Source organism: Pontibacillus yanchengensis (assembly GCF_009856295.1).
GTDB classification, from domain to species: Bacteria; Bacillota; Bacilli; order Bacillales; family BH030062; genus Pontibacillus; species Pontibacillus yanchengensis_A.
Map to the genome: position 1 here is coordinate 119,978 of NZ_WMEU01000003.1, position 22,778 is coordinate 142,755.

A 22,778-nucleotide genomic window follows, 5' to 3' on the forward strand; every position below is an offset into this window, starting at 1 on the left:
CCTTCCAATATATTATTTTGGTAATATAGGTAGATTTTTTGAGTCAAATCTACTATAAAATTTACATTAAAATAGTTTAATACACTCAACCACAAAATTCAATTAGAGAAAGAATTTAACTATATTGATTATATGATTTAAAACAATTTCATAGTAGGTGAGAAGGTGTTTATTGGATGCGTTTAAGGTAACAACAAATTAATCAAACGTTTGATCAATTTTCTGTAGGTGTTCGAAATAGACATTTCTATCAATCCACTATATAATAAAAAAGTTCCGAGTAGAGGGTATGGTTGCTGGGCGCAATAAGACGATAGATTGCAAAAAATTCTAATAAACTAGTAACGTATCCGCTACCAAAAGCGACAGATATAAATGAAATGTTTAACAAATAGATAGAAAGGTTACGGTTTTTTGGAAAGTAATCCATATATTGCTTACTCAAAATCCACCTTCAGCCCCATGGGTTATTTGTTGCATAATGGTATACTATTTTCTAGAATATGGATATAAAGAATATAATTAGGGGGAGTTGTCATGCTAAAGAAGTTCATCATGCCGTTGTTTTTTACATCCTTTCTCGTCGTAGCAGGGTGCAGCTCTGATGGATCTACAGATCTTGAGAACGCAGACGATATGAAGGATAACGAGCAATCAACAGATCAAGAAGGTTCCTCAGATAAGGATTCAAATAAAGATACATCTGATAACGGAGATGGAAGTAGTTCAGATGGAGATTCAGAAGGCTCCAGTTCGGACGATAGCGATTCAGGTTCTGGAAATGGTGACTCAGGATCTGACCAAGAAGGATCAGGTTCAAACTCTGGTTCCGATTCAGACAGCGGTAATTCCGATGATGGTAGCAGCGACGGAAGTTCCAATTCTGACGGTGGAGGATCTGCAACAGGAGATAACGCCTCTGATGACGGAAATGCCAATAATAACAGCAATGAACCATCTGGTGACGCGAAAACGTACACGTTCCAAGAAGTGAATGGTAATGCCGTGAACATTTTAACAGGTGTAAATGGCGTAGAAATTAAACGTAAAGATATCAAAGGCGCGACTGCTGATAGTACCATCTATCTAAAAGCAAACAATCAACAAATCAGCCTTACGTATAATAAGGACCGAGATAGTTTCCGTAACATTGAAATTACGCAAGTGAAACTAGAGCAATTGAAGCAATCTAAAGTTGTTGTAAAAGGCTAACAGATGGCATTGTCGATTAGCCTCAAATCCTTCATAATAGAAGGTAGGGAACAACAAGGAGGAAAAGACATATGGCTACAATCGTAAAAGAAAATGATCCTGTTATTAAAAATGTTGCAGGCATCGCAAATGCATTGAAAGTACCAGCAGAAAAGTTAGATGTAACAAAGGGAGCAGACAATCTGTACCTAAGCTTACAACAAAATGGAGAAGAGAAGCTCTTCCCATTCACGTATAACGAAGAAAAGAACGATTACCGCGTGTTACAAATCCCACTTTCCTTTAGCGAAGAGGATATTCAAAACGGTAAGATTGTTCAGAAAGATTAATAGAAAAAAGGCGAAATGAGTACAAGATACTCATTTCGCCTTTTTTTGAAAGTTAAGTTTCTGGCACTTACTGTCCAGCTCCAGCGCCCAGCGACTAGTATGCTTCCTGGCTCCTCCGTACGATAAGTTAACATCGGGCACCCTGAGCTTTTGTTCTTACGTACCAAAATACCTTCGTTGTATGTAGTGTTTCATAATTTCATTCCGAAAGGGTTCGATCATGTTCTTTCGTTCTTGTTTATATCGATGTTGTATTTGATTCGGTGTAATGCCTAACGTGAGGCCAATATTACAATACTGCTCTATGATGTTTTGGAATACATCTTGCTGATGCTCTGAAGTGATCACCTTGTTCATTTCCATATACAAAGCTTGAATCTGCTCTGTTATATCAACATCAAAAACCCAACCATCCAGTGACCGCTTTACTTTCCATGGTTCAACATTTATCTTTCTACCCAAGAATATGAAATAAGGGAGGGTTCCTACATACATCTCCCTTAGTTCTTCTAGATAGGTAAACTGATACCATACATAATGTTCATTTAGCTGTAGCAAGCGCTTTTGGATGATGGAAGTTAACTCTTTATATGTGATTCTCTTTGTTGAGGGTATTTCATTACCATTTAACAGTTGACTGAGATTCATGCTAGCAATCCCTCCTAAAGTTATAGACGAAATGTTACACATTTCGACAAAAAATCCTTATAAGAAAACCCACCATCATCGGTGGGTTTTATTTATACCAGCTTGGCGATTCATTTCAGTTATCTACTTAAGATCATTAGAATTGCGTCATTAGGTATAGAAATACTAGCCCAATATTTGCTTCTGTTTTTTCAACTACTATATATCAGACGACTTTATCACAGCGTTTGTTACACATAAACCAATATCTAGCTCAATTATGTGTTTTTGCATCTTCATGCCCACGAGGATGCTCCTAATGATGTGGTTCTTCTATCCCACATCCATACATCCAAAAATATATAACATCAGCAAAAAATATTAGAATTTTCAATCAACGGAAACATCTATACACTTAAAAGTAAGAAATAAATAGCGCGCGTTAATTTATTCAACAAAATGTAAACGCTACCAAATGGAATAGAGAGAGGTGTCTGAATATGAATGTATGGGATCCGAACAGTCCGTTAGGTGGACTACCAATTATTAAAAATGCCAGTAGTAAGCGTGAATCCAGTTATGATCGAACAGGAGGGAACCGAGATTTTGATGTCGTGGAGCCAGGGGCAACAGCTGTGATGGCAGATATCAAAGGGATTGGCTGTATCAAGCATATTTGGATGACGACGAGGTGTTATGCACCGCAGTACTTACGAAAGCTTGTACTGGAAATGTATTGGGATGGGGAAGAAAATCCGAGTGTTCGTGTACCGTTAGGGGATTTCTTCGGGATTGGTCATGCGACATGCAAGCATTACGTATCGCTTCCTTTAAGCATGGTAATGGGAGAGCGTCGAGGGCCAAAGGGACCTTTTGCAGCTTCGATGAATAGTTATTTTCCAATGCCGTACGGAGATGGTGCTAAAATACAAGTAATCAATGAAAGTGAAGAGCGTATCGAGAATTTATTCTATTATGTCGATTATGAAGAATATCAAGATGAAAGTCAGGTACCAGAGGACATGGGACGATTCCATGCGACGTGGAATCGTGAAAACCCAACCGATAAATTGACTCATCCAACTGATTTAGATGATCCAGCTCCTTGGGATTTACCTGGCGAGAACCTTACAGGAGAAGATAACTACGTGATATTGGATGCGGAAGGCAAAGGGCATTATGTTGGCTGTGTTTTGAATATTGATAATTTTGATGCTTCCAATCAACAGTTCACCTGGCCTGGTGAAGGAGACGATATGTTCTTTATTGATGGAGAGGAATGGCCACCTTCCTTACACGGAACAGGGACGGAAGACTATTTCAATGCAGCCTGGGGCTTTCCGAGTGGCGAGTATGCAGGGCCGTATCACGGCGTTTCCTTAGGAAGTGATGTGCAAGAGCACTTCGGAAAATGGAGTTTGTATCGTTTCCATGTGGAGGATCCCATTCGCTTCAATACGTCTATAAAGGCAACAATCGAACATGGTCATGCGAACGATCAAGGCAATGATTATTCCAGTGTCGCCTATTGGTATCAACTAGAACCTCACAAGCCATTACCTGCATTACCACCTGTGGAGAAACGACTACCACGTAGATGGCCGGAACATGGGCTTTGGGATCGATAAGCATTCGTTTCTACAATAGAGGAGGAGAAGCTATTGAAAAAAATCAATTGGTATAAACGTGCATTTGTCCTTGTCGCTCTTGTATCGATTATGGTAAGCGGTTGTTCCAATGATTCAGGTGGAGAAGCAGATGGGGAATCGCAATCCAAAGGGGATAAAACGTTGACCGTTCTTGTAGAAGGTGGAAGCCCAGCTTATCAAGTTGCCACCGAAACAAAGGATGAATTTAAAGAAGAAACGGGTTATGAAGTGAAAATTGAAGCCGTTCCTTATACGGGCGTTTACGATAAGTTGAAAGCAGAAGTGGCCTCTCGTGCAGGTGCTTTTGATGTAGCGACCATTGATATTCTTTGGTTCCCGGCCCTTTCTAGTGGATTGCTTCCGTTAGATGATGTGGTCACAGATGACGTTCAAGATGATCTATTTAATGGCTTGGTTTCAGGTGGGACGTACAATGATACAACGTATGGCATGCCAGTTTGGACCAATGCGAAGAACCTTATCTATCGAAAAGATCTATTTAACGATGAGGCAAACAAAGAAGCATTTAAAGAAGAGTATGGGTATGAATTGCAACCACCAAAAGATTGGGAGCAGTATCGTGATGTAGCGAAGTTCTTCACGAAAGATAATGATGGCGACGGCCAAGTAGATCAGTACGGCACGACGGTATTCGGAGCCAATAATGGTGATTCCGTTGCTAGCTGGTTAGATCATGCAGCACAGGCTGGTGCCGATCCACTTGTTGTTGGGGATGATGGCGAAGTGCTGGTCAATAATGAGCCGTATGTGGAAGCGTTAGAGCTATTAACGACAATGCTTAATGAAGACCAATCGGTACCAAAAGGTGCGTTAGAAATGGCATCTGCTGAAACAGCTGAACTATTTTGGAGCGGGAAGTCCGCCATGATGCTAGCCTGGGGTCACTTCTATGTCCCCTCGAATGATCCTGAAAAATCAGAAGTAGCTGGCAAAGTTGGTTCCGCACCAATGATTGCTGGAGATGCTGGCATTGGAGCTGTTCCTGGCCCTTGGTATCAAGTAGTACCGAAATCTACCAAGAACCCAGAAATGGCTAAGAAATACATTGAGTTTTTATACGAGAAGAATGAACTGTACATGGAAACATTGGGTGTAGCGGCACGAAAATCAGTGTTTGAAGAGTATGGCAAAAAAGAAGGATACGAGCATTTAGCTCCGCTCCAAGAGACGCTTTCTGCGGAGCAAACCCAGAACCGTCCGAAAATTAAAGAATGGCAACAAATTGAGAGTGAAGCCCTCATTCCTGCTGTTCAATATGCTCTATCTGGTGAGAAGACCCCTCAAGAAGCATTGGACTGGGCAGCTGAGGTCATTAAAGGTATTCTGCCTCCTCAATAAATACGAATCCTTTTATACGATCTCCTCTGTGAAAGCATGTTGCTACAACAGAGGAGATTTCTTATAAAAGGAGCTAGCGAACGGTGAAACAAGAATGAAAGAGGGTGAAGCATAATGAAATATACGAACAGTAAATTGTCGATCTTGTTTTTTCTACCAGCGGGTCTATTTATGGGCGTCTTCCTGCTATATCCTCTATTTTTACTCGTGAAAGATAGTCTGTTTACCTATAACCTACTAGATCCAGCTGCAAAACAGTTTGTAGGATTGACCAACTATGTTAGCGCCCTAACATCGGAGCGGTTTTTACAATCGACATGGAATACCGTCATCTACATCGTCGGAGCAGTTGGGACGGAATTTGTGTTGGGCCTACTACTTGCGCTGTTATTAAACACCGGATTTAGAGGAAGTCAATCCATAAGAACGCTGTTACTTGCCCCGTTAATGTTAGCGCCTCTAGTGTCAGGTCTGATTTGGAAGTTCATGCTGAATGATCAGTTTGGTGTTATTAATTGGGGGCTGTATAAGTTAGGGATATTATCCGATCCACACCAAGTGTTATGGTTGTCGGATTCAAAATACGCGTTACTCTCCACCATCATCGCCGATGTTTGGTTAACGACGCCATTCATGATGCTTGTATTGCTTGCTGGGTTACAAGGCATCCCGAAAGGTTTATATGAAGCTTCGCAAATTGATGGAGCGAATAAGTGGCAAACGTTTCGTTACGTAACACTGCCATCCCTGGCTCCCGTAGCGATTGTAGCTGTCCTCATTCGGATGATCGATGCGGCCAGAACGTTTGATATCGTCTGGGTGTTAACAAAAGGTGGTCCCGGTTTCTCCTCGGAAGTGTTAAGTACGTATATGTATAAAATGCTGACCAGATATGGACAGGTAGGAGAAGCGAGTGCGATGGCCGTCATTTTCATTGTATTGTTGTTAGCTCTCAGTTCGTTCTTTATATCGAAAATTTGGTCGCCAAGTCATGAGAAGAAATAATAGATGGTGAGGTGAAGAAACAATGTCCAATTATCCTGTTGCGGAAACCAACCGACAAATGAAGCCAAATCAATCGTTCCATTTACAGTTAAAGAAACGAACGTGGAAGGTCTTTATTATTCTATTAACCTGCTTTTTAGCGTTGTTGTTTTTAGGACCGTATATTTATCTGCTGCTCACTTCCCTGAAACCTTCATCCGAAGCGGTTTCCTCTCCACCAACGCTTTGGCCTTCGAAATTTACCTTTGAAAGCTATATTGGTATGTTCGAATACTTACCGATTGGAAAGTATTTCGTAAATAGTTTAGTAGCTGCCGTTGCCAGCACAGCCTTAAGTGTCTTTCTCGGAGCTCTAGGAGCGTACGGGTTATCTCGCTTTTCTTCCAAAATAGGAAACGTATTTCTATTGTTCACGCTTTCGATTCGAATGGTGCCGATGATCAGTATTGCGATTCCAATGTACATGATCATTCAAAACATCGGTTTAATTGATACAAAATTAGCGCTCATTTTAGTGTACACGAGTATCAATGTTCCGTTTGCGATATGGTTGATGATTGGATTCTTTGATTCGATTCCGAAAGAGTTTGATGAAGCGGCTAGAGTGGATGGGTGTAGTCGATTCGGTGCGTTTATGAAAGTCATTCTTCCGATTTCGTTACCAGGCCTTGCGACAACGTCTATTTTTACATTCATGCTCGCTTGGAACGACTTCTTATTTGCCTTGTTGATGACGAGTACGGAAGCCAAGACGGCCACGGTCGGTATCTCGGAATTCTTAACAGCCTATAACTTAGATTTAGGTCCTATGACCGCAGCTGCCGTGTCATTTAGTTTACCAGTCATGATCTTTTCTTTCTTTGTGCAACGTTACATTGTGAGTGGTATGACGCTTGGAGCTGTAAAAGAATAACCTTGGGAGGAGAGGTTTACATGAATTCGATCACGAACCATCGTCAGGAAGTATATCGACCTCAGTTCCACTTCACACCAGAAGCGAACTGGATGAATGATCCAAACGGCATGGTGTATTACGAGGGTGAATACCACCTTTTCTTTCAATACCACCCTCATAGTACGAAATGGGGACCGATGCATTGGGGGCATGCTGTGAGTGAGGATCTCGTCTATTGGGAAGAGCTCCCAATCGCACTGGAGCCAGATGAATTGGGGATGATTTTCTCAGGTAGTGCCGTTGTTGATTGGCACGATACGACGGGCTTTTTCAACGGGGAGTCAGGACTGGTTGCGATTTTTACGCATTCTGATACCCACCCTGACACGAAACAAGTTCGGCAGCGTCAAAGCATAGCCTGTAGTAAGGATAAGGGACGAACGTGGCACAAGTATGAAGCAAATCCCGTTCTAGAAAATAACGAGCTGATTGATTTTCGTGATCCGAAGGTGTTTTGGCATAGGGGCACCGAGAAGTGGGTGATGGTCATTGCTGTGGGACAATGCGTACACCTCTATAGTTCTCCTGATCTAATCAACTGGATATTCGAGAGTGAATTTGGCAAACAGGATGGGTCGCATGATGGCGTATGGGAGTGTCCAGATTTGTTTGAGCTACCTATGGAGGGTACGGACAAAACCAAATGGGTGATGCTCGTTAGTATAGGGGAGAATCCAGACATTGCATTTGGCTCTAGAACGCAATATTTTATTGGCGAATTTGACGGAAAGCACTTTGTGAATGACCATCAGCCAGACGTAACATTATGGCTTGATTATGGTCGAGATAACTATGCTGGTGTGTCGTTCTCAGATGTCCAGGATGGTCGCCGCATCTACATGGGATGGATGAGCAACTGGCATTACGCCAACGAAGTTCCAACATCTACCTGGAGGAGTTCCATGACCCTGCCTCGAATAGTATCCCTACAGGAGTCTTCCAATGGGTTGCAAATCAAGCAAGAAGTTGTTGAAGAAGTGGATGTCCTTCGTACTCATCATCGCCTTTTACAAAATGAAACCATCGATACGGAGGAAATCATCCCGATAAAAGGAACATGCATGGAAATTATCGCTGAGTTTGACATCCAATCAGCTTCGGAGTTTGGTATACAGGTTCGCAAATCCTCTCAAGAAGAAACGAGGATTGGGTATCATGTGGACGAGAAGAACGTAATCCTAGATCGCCGCCACGCTGGGGAAGCTTCGTTTCATCCATGGTTCGCTAGTAGGGAAACAGCTCCAATGGAAGCAACCAACAATCGCGTGAAGCTTCATGTTTATATCGATTGGTCCTCGGTTGAAGTGTTTGGAAACGATGGAGAAGTAGCGATGACCGATTTAATTTTTCCAAGCCGTGAGAGTGATCAAGTAGGCGTTTATGCGAAAGGTGGAACAGTGAAACTTGTTTCATGCACTGTCTATACATTAGCTTCTATTTGGTAATGGTCATGTTCTTCTACTCTGTATATAATAAAAGTAAGCTAGATTATAATCGGTTATGACAGTGGGGTATGGTTATGGTGAAGCCAAAAGGTTCTACAAAACAATGGACAATAAAATGGAAGATTGTCATGTTGGCACTCTTCTCGACGTTAATCCCCCTGCTTATTATCGGACCGTTTATGTTTATGTATATTAATAAATTAGTAGAAGACCGCATATCCTCAGCAGCCGAAAACTATTTAAGCCTGGCAGATAACAATATCGATCGCTTTGTAAATGATATCGAGAATATCTCCAACATTATTTTCTTATCCAATGAAATTCAAGGTTACTTGAATTATGATCAAACCTCCCCGAGGCTGTATCAATTGGAAACAGCCTCCCGTGACTTATTGAATAACATTACCGTTGTCAGTAATCCATTCATTAATGCCATATATATCGGAAATGACCAACATGAGTTTCTGAAAGTGAACCGAGGTCAGGCCCAATTCACCGACGATATTTATGAAAGAATCCAATCTTCTAGCTGGTATCCGATGCTCGAAAATAGTGAATGGGGAGGTACGTGGTTCGAAGCGAAGGACCTTCATCTCACCGATGATTCCAATACGCTCATGTATGGAAGAGTGATTCGCGACCTTAGCTCTTCTTCTACCATTGGCTATACCGTGATTAGTGTAGATAAGAATGTATTTAAAGATATGTTAAAAGGTGTCGATTCCTCTGGCACGATGCTCATCCATAATGGGAAAGACCCGATTTATTACAATGGTGGAGACCAGATTCAGGTGGAAGAAATCGAGCGTGTGCTTGGAAATTTTCAAGATGGAAACACCATTACGCATACGTTTGATCATAAAAAATACATTCTAACTAAGCATGAAAATGAAACGACAAACTGGCAAATGATTAGCGTAATCCCCTATCAACAAATCATTCAAGAGTTTAGCGTCATTCGCATTGTTGTATTAGCTATCTTGACGCTGTCCTTTATTTTGGCGTTAGTCGTTGCTTTATTGATTTCTAAGAAAATCACTGGACATATACGCTTGCTTGGAAATGTAGCCCATAAGATGGAACGACGAGAAAAGGTCGAGGACGTAGGCTTTGATCAACAGGATGAAATAGGGGAAGTAGGGGCACGGCTGGTGTCTTTATATAACCGAAACCAAGAGCTAACAACGCAATTATACGAATCCCAAATTAAAGAAAAAGAAGCAGAACTACGGGCCCTGCAAAGCCATATTAACCCGCACTTCTTGTACAATACCCTGAACTCTATGTATTGGATGGCTCTAAAAGCGAAGGCAAAACCGATAGCTAATATGGCGATTAGCTTATCGAAATTGTTTAAGCTTACGTTAAATGAAGGAAATCATCTTACTTCTGTGAAAAATGAAATCGAACTCGTACGAAACTATTTGAATATACAAAATCTGCGTTTTGATAATAAGATAGACTACCACATTGATATGGAGCCTGGTCTTGAGGAACAAACCATGATTAAGCTGTTACTACAGCCGATTGTGGAAAATGCTGTCCATCATGGGATAGAACCGAAAGAAGACCCCGGATATATTGAAATCAGAGGCTATACGCACCATCAATCGATTGTATTTGAAGTAAGTGATAATGGGGTAGGAGCGGATCAAGATCATACATTTGGCTATGGACTATCGAATATCCAAGAACGAATCAAGTTGTTTTATGGTCCTGAGTATGGATTGAAAATGGAGACCATGAAAGGAAAAGGCACTAAGGTCACGTTGCATATTGGGTTCACACAACATAAGACTGCATAAGCATTAACATTATGAAATCGTAGGAGTGGCTATGATGTATAAACTGTTAATCGTTGATGATGAAAAAGTAGTCCTAGATGCGTTGGAAACGATTATCGATTGGGAGGACTACAACATTGAACTAGTAGGGTCAGCTTCGAATGGAAATGAGGCACTAGCGTGTATCAAGGAGTTATCGCCAGATATAGTGCTTACCGATATTCGCATGCCTGGACGGAACGGTTTAGAATTGGTAGAAGCATCAAGGGCATTCTCGGAAGACGTTCTATTTATTATTATTAGTGCTTATTCCGAATTTCAATATGCCAAAAAAGCCATTGAATTAGAAGCGATTGATTACTTAGTAAAGCCTATTGAAATCGATGATATCGTAGAGGCGATTTCCAAAGCCGTAGAAAAAAAGGAACGTAACTTGAAGCAACAACGGTTGGGAAGCCAGTTGGAGCAGTATCAGGGTGAGTTGGAAGAGAAATATTTGTTAGATTGTATGTTGGGTGGAAAGGTCGATCAGATGGAAAGGCCTGTACCTTTTACCTCATATGCCATCCTATGTCTAGGGGGTAAGGGGGAGTCTTCCTTTACAGACCACGTGGTGGATCGAAGCAAACACTTGGAAACCATTATGCGCCAGTCCTTTAGCGAGTCCGTTTATGTGGTTCATACCTATATAATAGAAGAAAAAATTATTCTATTCCTTGGCAGCTCGACTACGAATTCACTGGATCATGAAGCCTTAGAAGCATTTTATGCTACCTTCCAAAAGGAAATAGGGATGACACCAATAGCTGGTATTAGCGATACATATAAGGATTTCGCCCAAGTTCACCAAGCCTACTTGCAAGCAAAACAAGCATTTAAAATAGGGTACTTCTTTGACCAAGCGATCACCCATCATCATGAACACGAGCAAGTGAACCAGAAGATTGGGGAGAGCATTCTGCATAAAATAGAGGATGCTGTAGGGATGGAAGACTTTACAGTTCAAGCTCTTTTCCCGTTAGTGGATGACGTCATAGCCTATATTTCCGCGCACAATCTTCCACCTGAAAAGTCGAAATACGTATGCTATACGTGTATCTCCTCTATCTATACACAGGTGCAATCTGAATTTGGAGTGAACGTAACAGATATCAATGGAGAAGATACGCTGTTATATGTAAAATTAAATGAATTACAATCGCTTGAGGCAATCCAAGCCTGGCTTACGAATCATCTTCATCGTATTGATGCCTATCTCAAAGCACATAAAGGTTCTTACCACGATCGATTGATTCAAGAGGTGAAGCATTTTATTGAGAAGCACTACAATGAACCACTAGAGTTAAATGAACTAGCCGATCACTTTCATATGAGCTCTGCTTATCTAAGTAGTTTATTTTCCAAGAAAATGGGCGTAACCATCTTCGATTATATGACGTCGATCAGAATGAATCAGGCGAAGGAAATGCTACGAAGCACCAATTACAAAATCAATGAGATCTGCCAAGTGATAGGCTACGATAATCAACGATACTTTAACCAAGTCTTCAAGAAGAAGGTAGGCACCACGCCTGGGAAGTATCGGACAGAACGAATGGTGAAGATGCCTGATTAGGTCTTCACCTTTTTTGATGGAGGGGATGGGACGAAGGGACAGGTTCCTCGTCCCAAATAAGTTGTGGGATGAGGAACCTGTCCCTTCGTCCCAGCTTTTAACGAAACACTTTCCTGTTTCCCCTCGTACATAAGCCAATACGTAAACATTCCGGAGGTGAATACATGGGAATTGGTTCATGGATTGCCTTGTTTGTCGTTATGTTCCTGGCTATAGGTGGATTTCGGAGAAAGAAGAAGTGATTGCATGTCTGTTTTTATAAATAGTAGAAAGTTGCTCGTTATTGTTCAAGTAGATAACGAGCAACTTTCTGTGTGTTCTATCTTCAAATCCACCCCCTCCTCCCATGACTTCCAATGACCAGACACAAGTGGACTCAATTTCTTTTAAACTTCCACATCCTACATGTTTTGTTATTTTTAAGAAAGTGAATAGTATAGTACTATAAGATTTGTTAGAAAATTAAAACAGTAAAGTAGGAGAGGTTTGGAACCAATGGGTACATATGCCATTTATTTCTTTATTTATTTCGGGTTCCTGTTTGGGATGGGAATCTATTATTTTTTCAAGGTGAAGTCAGCGGATGACTATTTGATTGCGGGCTGGAACATGGGATTCTGGTCGATTGTTGGTACGATTATTAGTACGTTTTGTGGAGCGGCTGTGTTTATTGGATGGGTCGGCATGGGCTTTTCCGTTGGGATGTCCGGATTCTTTAAATTCGCACTCCCAGCTTACGTGTTCAGTTTAGTGCTGGTATTGTTGTTCGCAAAACCGTTACGGCGCCAACGCTTGTACACGCTGGCGGATTTATTTAGTGAACGTTTTGGTAGTAAGCTAGGCATTTTTCCATCTGTACTATCCGCATTTATCTACTCGGTGCCAACATTGGCATTACAGATTGTCGGGATGTCGACGGTGTTTAAGTGGGCATTTGGCATTGATGCGGTTTGGGGGATCTTTATTTCCTTTGCGCTCATTCTAGCGTTTACGATTTTAGGTGGCTTGCCAGCGACGATTATTACGGATGCTGTACAGGCTGTTATTTTAGTGATTGGAATTGTGCTGTTGTTCGGAGCTAGTGTGAATTTTGGTGGAGGATTTGAGCAGATCTTAAGCAATACACCTTCTGAATACTTAACGCCACTAGGGAATGCAGGCTTATCCGGGGTGTTGTTGTTTGCGTTATCGGTCGGGCCATTTTATATTATCTGGCAATCAACATGGCAGCGAATTTTTGCATCTAAGTCGGAAAAAATCGCCAAGTCAGCTGGGGTTACAGCACTCTTGATTGCCATGGTTGTGTCGATTTTTCCATATGCGATTGGCGTCATCGCAAGACAGTATGTCCCACAAGGCATGAATCAGGATGAAATCTTTTCGTATGTGACCGTGGATATGCTGCCACCGGCGATTGGAGGCATTATCTTAATTGGATTGCTTTCAGCCCTGATGACAGGAGCCGATTCGTTTATCTTGCAAGGAAGTTCTAACCTTACGCAAGACTTATATAATCGCCTCATGAAACCAGATGCTTCGAAGAAAGAGTTGATGGTTGCGTCGCGGGTAAGTGTTGTCATTATTTCGGTATTAGGATTGATTTTATCCTATATGATCACCGACATCATTACCATCTATCAGTGGGCGCTGCGGTTGTCGGCGGTTACACTCGTATTGCCTTTCTTGGCTGTCATGTTCTGGCGAAAGGTAACCAAGCGCGCTGTGTTCATCAGTATGCTCTCGTCTGCGATTATCACAACCATTTGGCCGTTACTTGGGATTGGCTGGAACCAAACGATTGTTGGGTTCTTAATTTCCCTCGTTACCTTAGTCGGCATTAGCCTGATGACAGAGCATTCGGAAACAGAAAAAGTGAAGGCTGTGTACTTTGAAGATTTTGACCGTAGTAAAACGACGTATCAAGAGTCTACAACCTATCATGCATAAGTCAGTGGGAGGAAATTTATGATACAAGCAGATCAACTCTATGTGAATGGAACCGTGTTAACACTGGATGAAGATTCAACCCGTGCAGGATCCGTAGCCGTTCGTGATGGGAACATTGTTGGTGTTTGGGAAGCCAGTGTCCCAGCGCAGGATCAGGTGTCTCATGACGTGGAGGTTATCGACTTAAAAGGGCATACAATGATTCCCGGGTTCATCGATACACATAACCATCTATTCATGTACTCGCAAACGCGTGAACACGTTAACTGTGCGACACCACCGAATCAAACGATCCAAGATATTCTCATGCGAGTGCGTGCTCAGGCTGAAGTGGTAGAGGTAACGGAATGGATTATGGGATGGGGCTATGATGACACGTTGTTACAAGATAGTCGTCATATCACCCGTGGAGAGCTGGACCGAGTAGCTCCTCATCATCCTGTCTTTATCCGTCACATCTCCGGCCATTTAGCGGTGGTGAATTCCAAGGCATTAGAAATAGCAGGTGTGCCAGAGGATATAGAAAACCCATCTGGAGGGCATTTTGGACGCGATGAAAATGGTTATCTTGATGGTGTTCTCTATGAATTTCCTGTTCTCGATTATCTATTTTCCAGTATGCCGGAGCTTTCCGTTGAAGCCTTAACCGATAAGATCAATCGGGCTGCAACGGACTACTTGAAACAAGGCATAACGACCAATACAGACGCAGGTGTGGGCTTGGACCTTGGCATGAAGGAATACGAAACCCACACAAAAGCATTGGAAGAAGGAAAAAATCCTCTGCGCATGCGCTTTATGATGCTGCATCATCTGGTGCGTGATGGAGGTCCTTTTGATGGCATGACGGCAGAGGAAATGAATGAAAAAATCATGGCCGATTCCAATGGCCGAGCTACACTGGATAGTGCCAAGTTGTTTCAAGATGGTTCCATCCAAGGTCTAACGGGGGCATTGCGTGAACCATATACCCAGCATCCTGATGTGACAGGGGACCTCGTTTTTGACCAACAGCTCTTTAATGATATGGTCCAAGAACTACATGACCGCGGCTTCCGCGTCGCTACCCATGGGAATGGTGACCGAGCGATTGGTTCGATTATCGAGGCGTACACGAACGCCATCGATCAAAACAAACGACAGGACCATCGTCACCGCATTGAGCACGTACAAACAGGATCACAGGCTGATTTAGATAAAATGAACGACTACAATATAGCAGCCTCTTTCTTCATAAATCATGTCTATTACTGGGGCGACCGCCACCGTGATATTTTCCTTGGTGAAGCACGAGCATCCAGGATGAACCCTGTTGCGGAGGCAGTGGAGCGGGATATGCTCTATACGTTACATTCCGATAATCCCATTACAGCGATATCTCCGCTGTTCTCCATCTGGGCTGCGGTGAATCGTGTCACGAGGAGCGGCAGAGTGCTAGGAGAAGAGCAGAAAATTAGTGTCGACGAGGCACTGAAATCGATGACCATCTATGGCGCAGAGCTTAACTTTGAAGAAGAGATCGTTGGTTCGATTGAGCAGGGCAAGCGCGCTGATTTCGCGATACTGGACCAGGATCCAACGAAGATTGAGCCGATGGAGATCAAGGATATTGGCGTTGTTGCGACGATTATTGGTGGGAAGAGGGAGTTTGATGCGTTGAGCTAGTGGGATGGGATGAGGGGACAGGTCCCTCATCCCATTTCATGTGCATGTGTATAAGTACTCTAGCGAAGAAACAAGTGTCTACTCCTCATCCCACTTGAAAACCCTCGTCATTACGACGAGGGTTCATTATTTGATTTATTATTACCTTTTCCAAAACGCTTGTGATAACCGCGCATATAGAAAGGGGTAATCGCAAGGAATATTTTCCAAAGATAAGGACTGAAAGCTTCTCTATATCCGGTGAAAACCCATGTAAAAGCAGTAAATCCAACATAAAAATAAACAGTAAAGTGCTTTCCAATTATGAGACTTAAAATTCAATGCTTCATCACACCTTTAATAATATGTATCATTTAGCGAAAAAACCACGCAATGATGAAGCCCCCTACAACCATCAGGATAATAAGCACCCCAGTACCCTTCCAACCTAAACCACCTACTAAATCAGCAAGATTACTTCCATGTACACTACTAGAAGGGTTGTTTAACTCTTTTTGTCGTAGTTCTTCTCTTCTTTGTTCAGGTGATTCACTATCTTTACTCATTTAAATACCTCCTCTCTCTTCCTAATGATTGCTACGAATACATGCCACTGAACGTTTCACTAACTGGGATGAGGGACCTGTCCCTTTGTCTCAAAAAATGAGATGAGGGACCTGTCCCTCTGATTCATGTGTGAACTTTTGTTTATTTTTTAAAAAATAAACAAATTCACACATTTTTATTGACTCATTTAACAGAAATTAATAAAATATAACACAAGTTAACAAAATAAATGAACAAAGGTGAACATAATGTTACAAATTGAACGAAGGCAATATATTATCGACCAATTAAACGAACAAGGTAATGTTCATATTGAACAGTTAGCTGATGACTTGAATGTTTCTGGTATGACAGTAAGGCGTGACTTAGTAGCAATGGAAAAGGAAGGGAAACTAGTTCGCTCTCATGGAGGAGCCGTCCTACCTGACCGAATTACGCAAGAGATTCCCTACCAAACGAAGCTGACACAATATCACGAGGAAAAAGAATCCATTGCCAGGAAAGCAGCAGAGATGATTCCCGATCATGCAAAGATTATGCTAGATTCCGGTACCACAACATTAGAGATTGCTAAGTTAATTAAGCATCGTAGTGATTTAGTAGTTGTAACGAATGACGTCAAAATATCAATGGAGTTATTGTATTCAGATTTAGAAGTTATTACGACAGGCGGAGAGCTACAAAAGAATGTAGGGGCGTTTCTTGGAGCTACAGTTCATGAGCTCTTAAAACAGATAAAGGTGGATTTGTTGTTTCTAGGAGCCCATGCAATTGACCTACATCATGGCTTTTCAGCGCCAACATTAGAGAAGGCACACATTAAGAAACTAATGTTACAAAGTGCTACTACAAGTTGGGTAGTGGCAGATCATAGTAAGTTCAATAAGCGGGCTTTTGCACATGTTAGTCATTTAGATTCCATTGATGGAGTTATTACAGATCAAGGGTTAAGCGAAATGAATCGAGAAAAATTTACTCAGGACATCCAGCTTTATTTTGCGTAAGTAGGAGGGGAGATTAGATGGATATTGCAGTCGTTTGTGATGATCTTACAGGTTCAAATGCCACAGGGGTAAAGCTGTCAAAGAATGGCTTTCGAACAGCAACCGTGGTACACGGGCTTCCCCTTCCTGAAGGTTATGAAGCATTATGTATGGATACAGACAGTCGATATGTAAGTCCGAACCTGGCGAAACGCAGAGTTCGTCAGATTCTAGAAGAAAGCGCTACCAAAGACGAGGCGAAGATGTATAGCAAGCGAGTCGATAGTACATTTCGAGGCAATATCGGAGCAGAGATGGAAGAAATGCTTGATTTTTTAGGAGAGGATTCTGTAGCGATTGTCGTATCCTCGTTCCCGGAATCAGGCAGGTACACAGTTGGGGGCTATTTGCTAGTGGATGACATTCCGTTACAAGAGACAGATGTAGCGAAAGATCCAGTAGCTCCTATTGAAACGTCACAAGTAACAAAGCTCATCCAAAATCAAACGGATTTACCAATAAGCTCAATTGGCCTCCATACAGTTATGGAAGGTAAGGAAGCTCTCGAGCAAGAAATAGCAACTCAACTAGAGACTTCTCGTATTATTTCTATTGATGCCTTAACAGATCATCACATTGAGCTAATTTCACAGGTGATGACAACCATTGATCGTCCGGTGCTAAGTGTTGATCCTGGACCCTTAACTGCGGCATATGCAAAGAACGTAACTGCCTCAGAGCATACAGACAAAAAATATGTCCTAACAGTTGGGAGTGCTACGAACCAAACAGGCCAACAACTCTCTTATTTCATTGATAAGTGGAAGGTGAATCCTGTTTATGTTCAACCAAAACAATTAGCTACATTCACAAGCTCTTGGCAAGATGAAGTCGATCGGGTGGTTCAGGAAGTAGACCAACAGATTGCTAAGGAACGATTTATGTTAATAACAACATACCATCCTGGCCAAGAAATGCTTGATTTAGAAGCTATAGCTGAGAGAGAGAATACTAGTGAAGAAAGTTTAGCGAAGCGAATAACAGATGGATTATCCTCCATATCACGGAAAGTAATAGAAAAGAATCGAGACCAAATAGCAGGATGTTATTTGAGTGGGGGAGATGTAACTGCATCGCTTTGCTCGATTGTTCGAGCTAGAGGCATAGAACTAGAGGATGAAGTTATGCCCCTTGCAGCCTTCGGAAAATTCGTTGGTGGTTATTTAGATGGCATGTACGTTGTTACGAAAGGAGGCATGATTGGAGATAAAAAAGCCATTGCGACATGCATGAATTACTTGGTATCAGCAACCCATAAACAATAAAGAGAAAGGGAGATTAGGATGACATCAAAAATTTCAACTATCGCTCTACCAATTGGTGACCCAGCAGGAATAGGACCTGAGATAACGATTAAAGCGCTAAATGAGAAAGAGATATACGATATTTGTAATCCTGTAGTAATCGGAGATCGAGATGTATTAGGTAAAATCATGAATTCCATTGGCGTTCATTTAAACATTAATGAACTAGACGACATGTCTCAAGCAACCTTCACCCATGGGACAATAGATCTTGTGAACCTTAATAACATTGATATCAACGAATATGAGATGGGTGTTATTTCTGGAATGTGTGGACAAGCTTCCTACGAATACATTCAAAAGGCGATTGAAATGGTTCAGGGAGGAGAGGCAGGTTCGATTTGCACCCCACCTATTAACAAGGAGTCATTGCAGGCAGGTGAAGTCCCTTATATCGACCACACAGCGATGCTATCAGCATATACAGATTCTCATGATCCCATGACGATGTTTGAGGTGAATGATCTACGAATCTTTTTCTTAACTCGACACTTATCCTTGAAAGATGCCATCGGTCAGATGACGAAAGAACGTGTACATGATTATCTAAATCGTTGTAAAGGCGCACTAGAATTACTTGGTATTGAAAATCCAAAGCTGGCCGTCGCGGGACTGAATCCTCATTCCGGTGAGGGGGGCTTATTTGGACGTGAAGAAATTGATGAATTGGCTCCAGGTATTGAACGAGCTAGAGAGGATGGTATAGAAGTCTATGGACCAGTCCCTGCAGATTCTGTATTCCATCAAGCCTTACATGGCAAATATGATGCAGTATTATCCTTATATCATGACCAAGGTCATATCGCTGCTAAGATGGCGGACTTCGAACGAACAGTATCGATTACAAATGGACTTCCATTCTTAAGAACCTCTGTCGATCACGGTACAGCGTTTGATATTGCTGGAGAAGGAATAGCTAGTTCTGTCAGCATGGTAGAGGCTATTAAAGCAGCTGCAAAATATACTCCATATTTCAATAATTAATTAGGAAGAAAGGAGAATTCTCATGGACGCTTCAGGCGGCCAGCTAATCTTAGGATTGATTGTAGGCGTAGCTTTACTTGTATTCTTGGTAACAAAAACAAAAATTCATGCGTTCTTGTCACTGATTATTTCAGCATCCGTTATTGGCCTGATTGCGGGGATGGCCCCGCCTTCAGTCGCTAATGCGATTACATCCGGATTTGGAGGTACACTCGGATCTATCGGAATCGTCATCGGCTTTGGTGTCATGCTCGGTCGAGTCATGGAAGTAGCCGGTGCGTCAGAACGATTAGCCTATTCGTTTGTGAAAATGCTCGGTAAAAAACGAGAAGAATGGGCAATGGCTCTGACAGGTTACGTTGTATCCATTCCTATCTTCGTAGACTCAGCTTTTGTTATTTTAACGCCATTAGTGAAAGCGATTTCTCGGAAGACAGGTAAATCAGTACTTGCACTTGGTGTTTCATTAGCAATTGGACTTGTTGTCACACACTCGCTCGTTCCACCAACACCAGGTCCACTTGGAGTAGCAGGTATCTTTAATGTCAGTGTGGGCGTAATGATTCTTTGGGGACTTCTGTTCTCGGCACCTCTCATTATTGTAGGCGTACTTTACGCAAAGTGGTTAGGGAATAGAATCTATCAATTACCTGACGAAACAGGCCTAGATTGGGTTCGACCTGCACAAGCTCAGAACTTTGATGAGTTTGTTGAGCAGCAGGAACAAAAGGATCTACCATCTTTATTAACATCACTATCACCAATACTTATTCCAATTGTCTTGATCTTTGCGAATACAGTAGTTACTGCACTAGAGTTGAATGAAGGAATCTTTGGTTATCTTCAGTTTCTAGGTAACCCTGTTATTGCCGTAGGTATTGGACTTATCTTTGCTATTTACGCATTAATTCCGAGCCTTGAACGTTCTGAAGCATTGGATCGTATGGAGGAAGGCATTAAATCTGCAGGTATTATCCTTCTTGTAACCGGCGCAGGTGGTGCGTTAGGTAAAGTATTAAGGGAAAGTGGAGCAGGCGATTATATAGCTGAAGCAATCGTTGATCTATCTATTCCTCTTGTCATCCTACCATTCTTTGTATCTAGTTTTGTAAGATTGGTACAAGGTAGTGGAACAGTGGCCATGATTACCGCAGCATCTATCACAGCTCCGATTCTTTCAGGAGTAGATGGTGTATATATGCCGCTAGCTGCCATCGGAGCAACAACCGGTTCGCTATTATTCTCTTATTTCAACGACAGCTTTTACTGGGTTGTAAACCGCATGCTTGGCATTCGTGATACGAAAGAACAAATTATTACATGGTCTATTCCAACAACCTTATCTTGGGCAATGGCCCTCATCCTCATCGTTGTTTCATCCATGTTTGTCTAGTTTATAGAAACAATTTTACCGCCAATGTGGTTCCTTACTAAGGAGCAGCATTGGCGGTTTTTTGGGACGAGGGGACAGGTCCCTTCGTCTCTCCCTTCATCTCACGAGTGACCGATTGGACGGGGCGCTCCTATTTTTCAATTGTCGCTCCTGTTTTGAAAATCTCGTCCCTATATTTTGATTCTCGCTCCGAAACCCAATATCCTTGAGATGAGGGACCTGTCCCTTCGTCCCAAAAGTTTACCATCAGTGCCTTGTTTTCCAACTCTTAGCATGTGAAAATGAGAAATCAATGGGATACCTAATTCCCTGGCGAGTTAGATATAGAAGATCAATGGTACGATTATCGCAAGGAACGGTATAAAGAGGTTGCCATTGAATGGTGTCAAAATCATGATATTCTATATTTAGAATGAAACGTTACGTATAACTGGAAGGAAGGTACCATGACGACAAAATTATTTTATCAAGACCCATATCAAACAGCATTTGAAACACAAGTAATCCGAACCGGAGAGCAAGAGGGACGCCCCTACATAGTATTAGAAGAAACAGCCTTCTACCCAACAGGCGGTGGACAACCTCATGATACTGGCAGCCTAAATGGTGTGGCAGTAGTCGATGTAGAAGAAGTAGACGGAGAAGTGCGTCATTATCTTGCCGAGCGTCTACAGGATAGCAGCGTACATGGAATAGTAGATTGGAAGAGACGCTTTGATCATATGCAACAGCATAACGGTCAGCATATTTTATCGGCGATTATGCACGATGAGTATGGTATGCAGACGGTAAGCTTTCATTTAGGAAAAGAAACGGTATCAATTGACCTAGATGCCAAGAGCCTTTCGGAAGACGTAATGAAGGAAGCGGAGCAAAAAGTAAATAGAATCATCCAGGAGAACCGTCCGATTGAAACGAAATGGCTGTCAGCAGAAGAAGCAAATCAATATCCACTTCGAAAAGCGCTATCTGTCGATGAAGCGGTACGTCTCGTGATTATTCCGGAAGTGGACTATAACGGATGTGGAGGCACGCATCCTCATGCAACTGGTGAAGTGATGGCGTTAAAACTGCTAGGATGGACGCGCCAAAAGAAGCAAGTTCGCCTAGAGTTTGCGTGTGGGTATCGAGTGCTGGAACAGCTTGGCACCAAGCACACTGTTCTATCTGGCATTAAGAATACTCTAAAACGTCCAGAAGCGGAACTAGTGCAAGAGGTAGATAGCTTAGTCCATGAAAACAAACAAAAAGATAAGCAGATTACAGAATTACAGGAGCAACTTCTGGAGTATGAAGCACGTGATTTAATGGCCTACACCCAAGTGGATAACGGGATTCGCGTCGTGCAACATGTATTGATCAAACGTCCGATCAAATCGCTGCAAGCACTTGCCAAGAACATGACCAATCATTATCCTGACGCACTCGTCATTTTAGTAAGCAATCAAGAAGAACAACTTCAGTTCGTCCTAGCCCGTGGGGAGGATCTAACAGCTGATATGAACAAAATTGCCAAAGAAGTCATGCCCCTTATTGAAGGCAAAGGTGGAGGGAAGCCAAACTTCGTACAAGGTGGGGGCAATAAGTCCCTTGAGGCTGGTGAATTTGCAGAAAAACTGAAGGAAACGGCACTGATATTTATGAACTGGTACTAAAAGACTGTTGAGAAATGCTTAAGTAACGCTATTGGTAGAGAAGTGGTGTTTAATAAGAAGTATGAACCGATTATACCAGGAGATGTACCTGCTACCTATGCATCAACGGAATTATTGAACCAAGCAGTTGGATTTAGACCGGAAACTTCAATAGAGGATGGATTGCAGAATTTTGCTGATTGGTATGTGAGTTACTATAAGGTGGAAAAAGTGAAACTCTAGTCATCGCATACATTTTATGAGTCTTCACCTTTTCTATGC

18 protein-coding genes and 1 pseudogene are annotated in these 22,778 nt (G+C 42.1%); 17 read left to right on the forward strand and 2 right to left on the reverse strand.

Annotated features, from left to right (window positions below; translation table 11 throughout):
* Window positions 1-537 precede the first annotated feature (537 nt).
* Both GLW08_RS10620 and GLW08_RS10625 read left to right on the forward strand, forming a co-directional pair.
* On the forward strand, window positions 538-1,212 hold the full coding sequence (locus GLW08_RS10620; protein WP_160848631.1) for a hypothetical protein: 675 nt from the start codon (window positions 538-540) through the stop codon (window positions 1,210-1,212).
* 71 nt (window positions 1,213-1,283) lie between these two features.
* On the forward strand, window positions 1,284-1,541 hold the full coding sequence (locus GLW08_RS10625) for a hypothetical protein (RefSeq protein WP_160848632.1): 258 nt from the start codon (window positions 1,284-1,286) through the stop codon (window positions 1,539-1,541).
* Window positions 1,542-1,697: 156 nt separating this feature from the next.
* On the opposite strand, the gene GLW08_RS10630 is transcribed toward GLW08_RS10625, so the two are convergent.
* A complete protein-coding gene (locus GLW08_RS10630) occupies window positions 1,698-2,189 on the reverse strand; it encodes a hypothetical protein (protein ID WP_160848633.1) in 492 nt (163 codons plus the stop codon).
* 479 nt (window positions 2,190-2,668) lie between these two features.
* Here GLW08_RS10630 and GLW08_RS10635 point away from each other — a divergent pair, with 479 nt between their 5' ends.
* From GLW08_RS10635 to GLW08_RS10675, 9 genes are all read left to right on the forward strand, one after another.
* Entirely contained in the window at window positions 2,669-3,796 is a 1,128-nt protein-coding gene (locus GLW08_RS10635) for a glycoside hydrolase family 172 protein (protein WP_160848634.1), read from the forward strand.
* Window positions 3,797-3,829: 33 nt separating this feature from the next.
* Window positions 3,830-5,176: an ABC transporter substrate-binding protein gene (locus GLW08_RS10640; RefSeq protein WP_237458404.1), complete on the forward strand. Its 1,347-nt coding sequence runs from the start codon at window positions 3,830-3,832 to the stop codon at window positions 5,174-5,176.
* A 114-nt stretch (window positions 5,177-5,290) separates the two neighbouring features.
* Window positions 5,291-6,181: a carbohydrate ABC transporter permease gene (locus GLW08_RS10645; RefSeq protein WP_160848635.1), complete on the forward strand. Its 891-nt coding sequence runs from the start codon at window positions 5,291-5,293 to the stop codon at window positions 6,179-6,181.
* Window positions 6,182-6,203: 22 nt separating this feature from the next.
* On the forward strand, window positions 6,204-7,094 hold the full coding sequence (locus GLW08_RS10650; protein ID WP_202406316.1) for a carbohydrate ABC transporter permease: 891 nt from the start codon (window positions 6,204-6,206) through the stop codon (window positions 7,092-7,094).
* A gap of 20 nt (window positions 7,095-7,114) precedes the next feature.
* Complete coding sequence (locus GLW08_RS10655) at window positions 7,115-8,581, forward strand: glycoside hydrolase family 32 protein (RefSeq protein WP_160848636.1); 1,467 nt, start codon at window positions 7,115-7,117, stop codon at window positions 8,579-8,581.
* Between the two features lie 74 nt (window positions 8,582-8,655).
* Window positions 8,656-10,386, forward strand: coding sequence for a sensor histidine kinase (locus GLW08_RS10660; protein WP_160848637.1), 1,731 nt, complete (start codon window positions 8,656-8,658; stop codon window positions 10,384-10,386).
* Window positions 10,387-10,417: 31 nt separating this feature from the next.
* Complete coding sequence (locus GLW08_RS10665) at window positions 10,418-11,980, forward strand: response regulator (RefSeq protein WP_160848638.1); 1,563 nt, start codon at window positions 10,418-10,420, stop codon at window positions 11,978-11,980.
* Window positions 11,981-12,475: 495 nt separating this feature from the next.
* Window positions 12,476-13,927 carry a sodium:solute symporter family protein gene (locus tag GLW08_RS10670; RefSeq protein ID WP_160848639.1) on the forward strand — a complete coding sequence of 484 codons (1,452 nt, stop codon included), beginning with the start codon at window positions 12,476-12,478 and terminating at the stop codon, window positions 13,925-13,927.
* Between the two features lie 18 nt (window positions 13,928-13,945).
* Window positions 13,946-15,592: an amidohydrolase gene (locus tag GLW08_RS10675; RefSeq protein WP_160848640.1), complete on the forward strand. Its 1,647-nt coding sequence runs from the start codon at window positions 13,946-13,948 to the stop codon at window positions 15,590-15,592.
* Window positions 15,593-15,945: 353 nt separating this feature from the next.
* On the opposite strand, the gene GLW08_RS10680 is transcribed toward GLW08_RS10675, so the two are convergent.
* Entirely contained in the window at window positions 15,946-16,137 is a 192-nt protein-coding gene (locus tag GLW08_RS10680) for a DUF6366 family protein (protein ID WP_160848641.1), read from the reverse strand.
* Window positions 16,138-16,386: 249 nt separating this feature from the next.
* Here GLW08_RS10680 and GLW08_RS10685 point away from each other — a divergent pair, with 249 nt between their 5' ends.
* The 6 genes and pseudogenes from GLW08_RS10685 to GLW08_RS10710 form a co-directional block, all read left to right on the forward strand.
* Entirely contained in the window at window positions 16,387-17,142 is a 756-nt protein-coding gene (locus tag GLW08_RS10685; protein ID WP_160848642.1) for a DeoR/GlpR family DNA-binding transcription regulator, read from the forward strand.
* Window positions 17,143-17,159: 17 nt separating this feature from the next.
* Window positions 17,160-18,446 (forward strand): four-carbon acid sugar kinase family protein, encoded by a 1,287-nt coding sequence (locus tag GLW08_RS10690; protein ID WP_160848643.1) that lies wholly within the window; start codon window positions 17,160-17,162, stop codon window positions 18,444-18,446.
* An 18-nt stretch (window positions 18,447-18,464) separates the two neighbouring features.
* On the forward strand, window positions 18,465-19,469 hold the full coding sequence (pdxA, locus tag GLW08_RS10695; protein WP_160848644.1) for a 4-hydroxythreonine-4-phosphate dehydrogenase PdxA: 1,005 nt from the start codon (window positions 18,465-18,467) through the stop codon (window positions 19,467-19,469).
* Window positions 19,470-19,491: 22 nt separating this feature from the next.
* Window positions 19,492-20,862 carry a GntP family permease gene (locus tag GLW08_RS10700; protein WP_160848645.1) on the forward strand — a complete coding sequence of 457 codons (1,371 nt, stop codon included), beginning with the start codon at window positions 19,492-19,494 and terminating at the stop codon, window positions 20,860-20,862.
* A 446-nt stretch (window positions 20,863-21,308) separates the two neighbouring features.
* Window positions 21,309-22,517, forward strand: a complete 1,209-nt coding sequence (locus GLW08_RS22255; RefSeq protein WP_202406317.1) for a DHHA1 domain-containing protein — start codon at window positions 21,309-21,311, stop codon at window positions 22,515-22,517.
* Window positions 22,518-22,739, forward strand: a pseudogene (locus GLW08_RS10710) (NAD-dependent epimerase); the annotation flags it as partial.
* Between the last annotated feature and the right edge of the window lie 39 nt (window positions 22,740-22,778).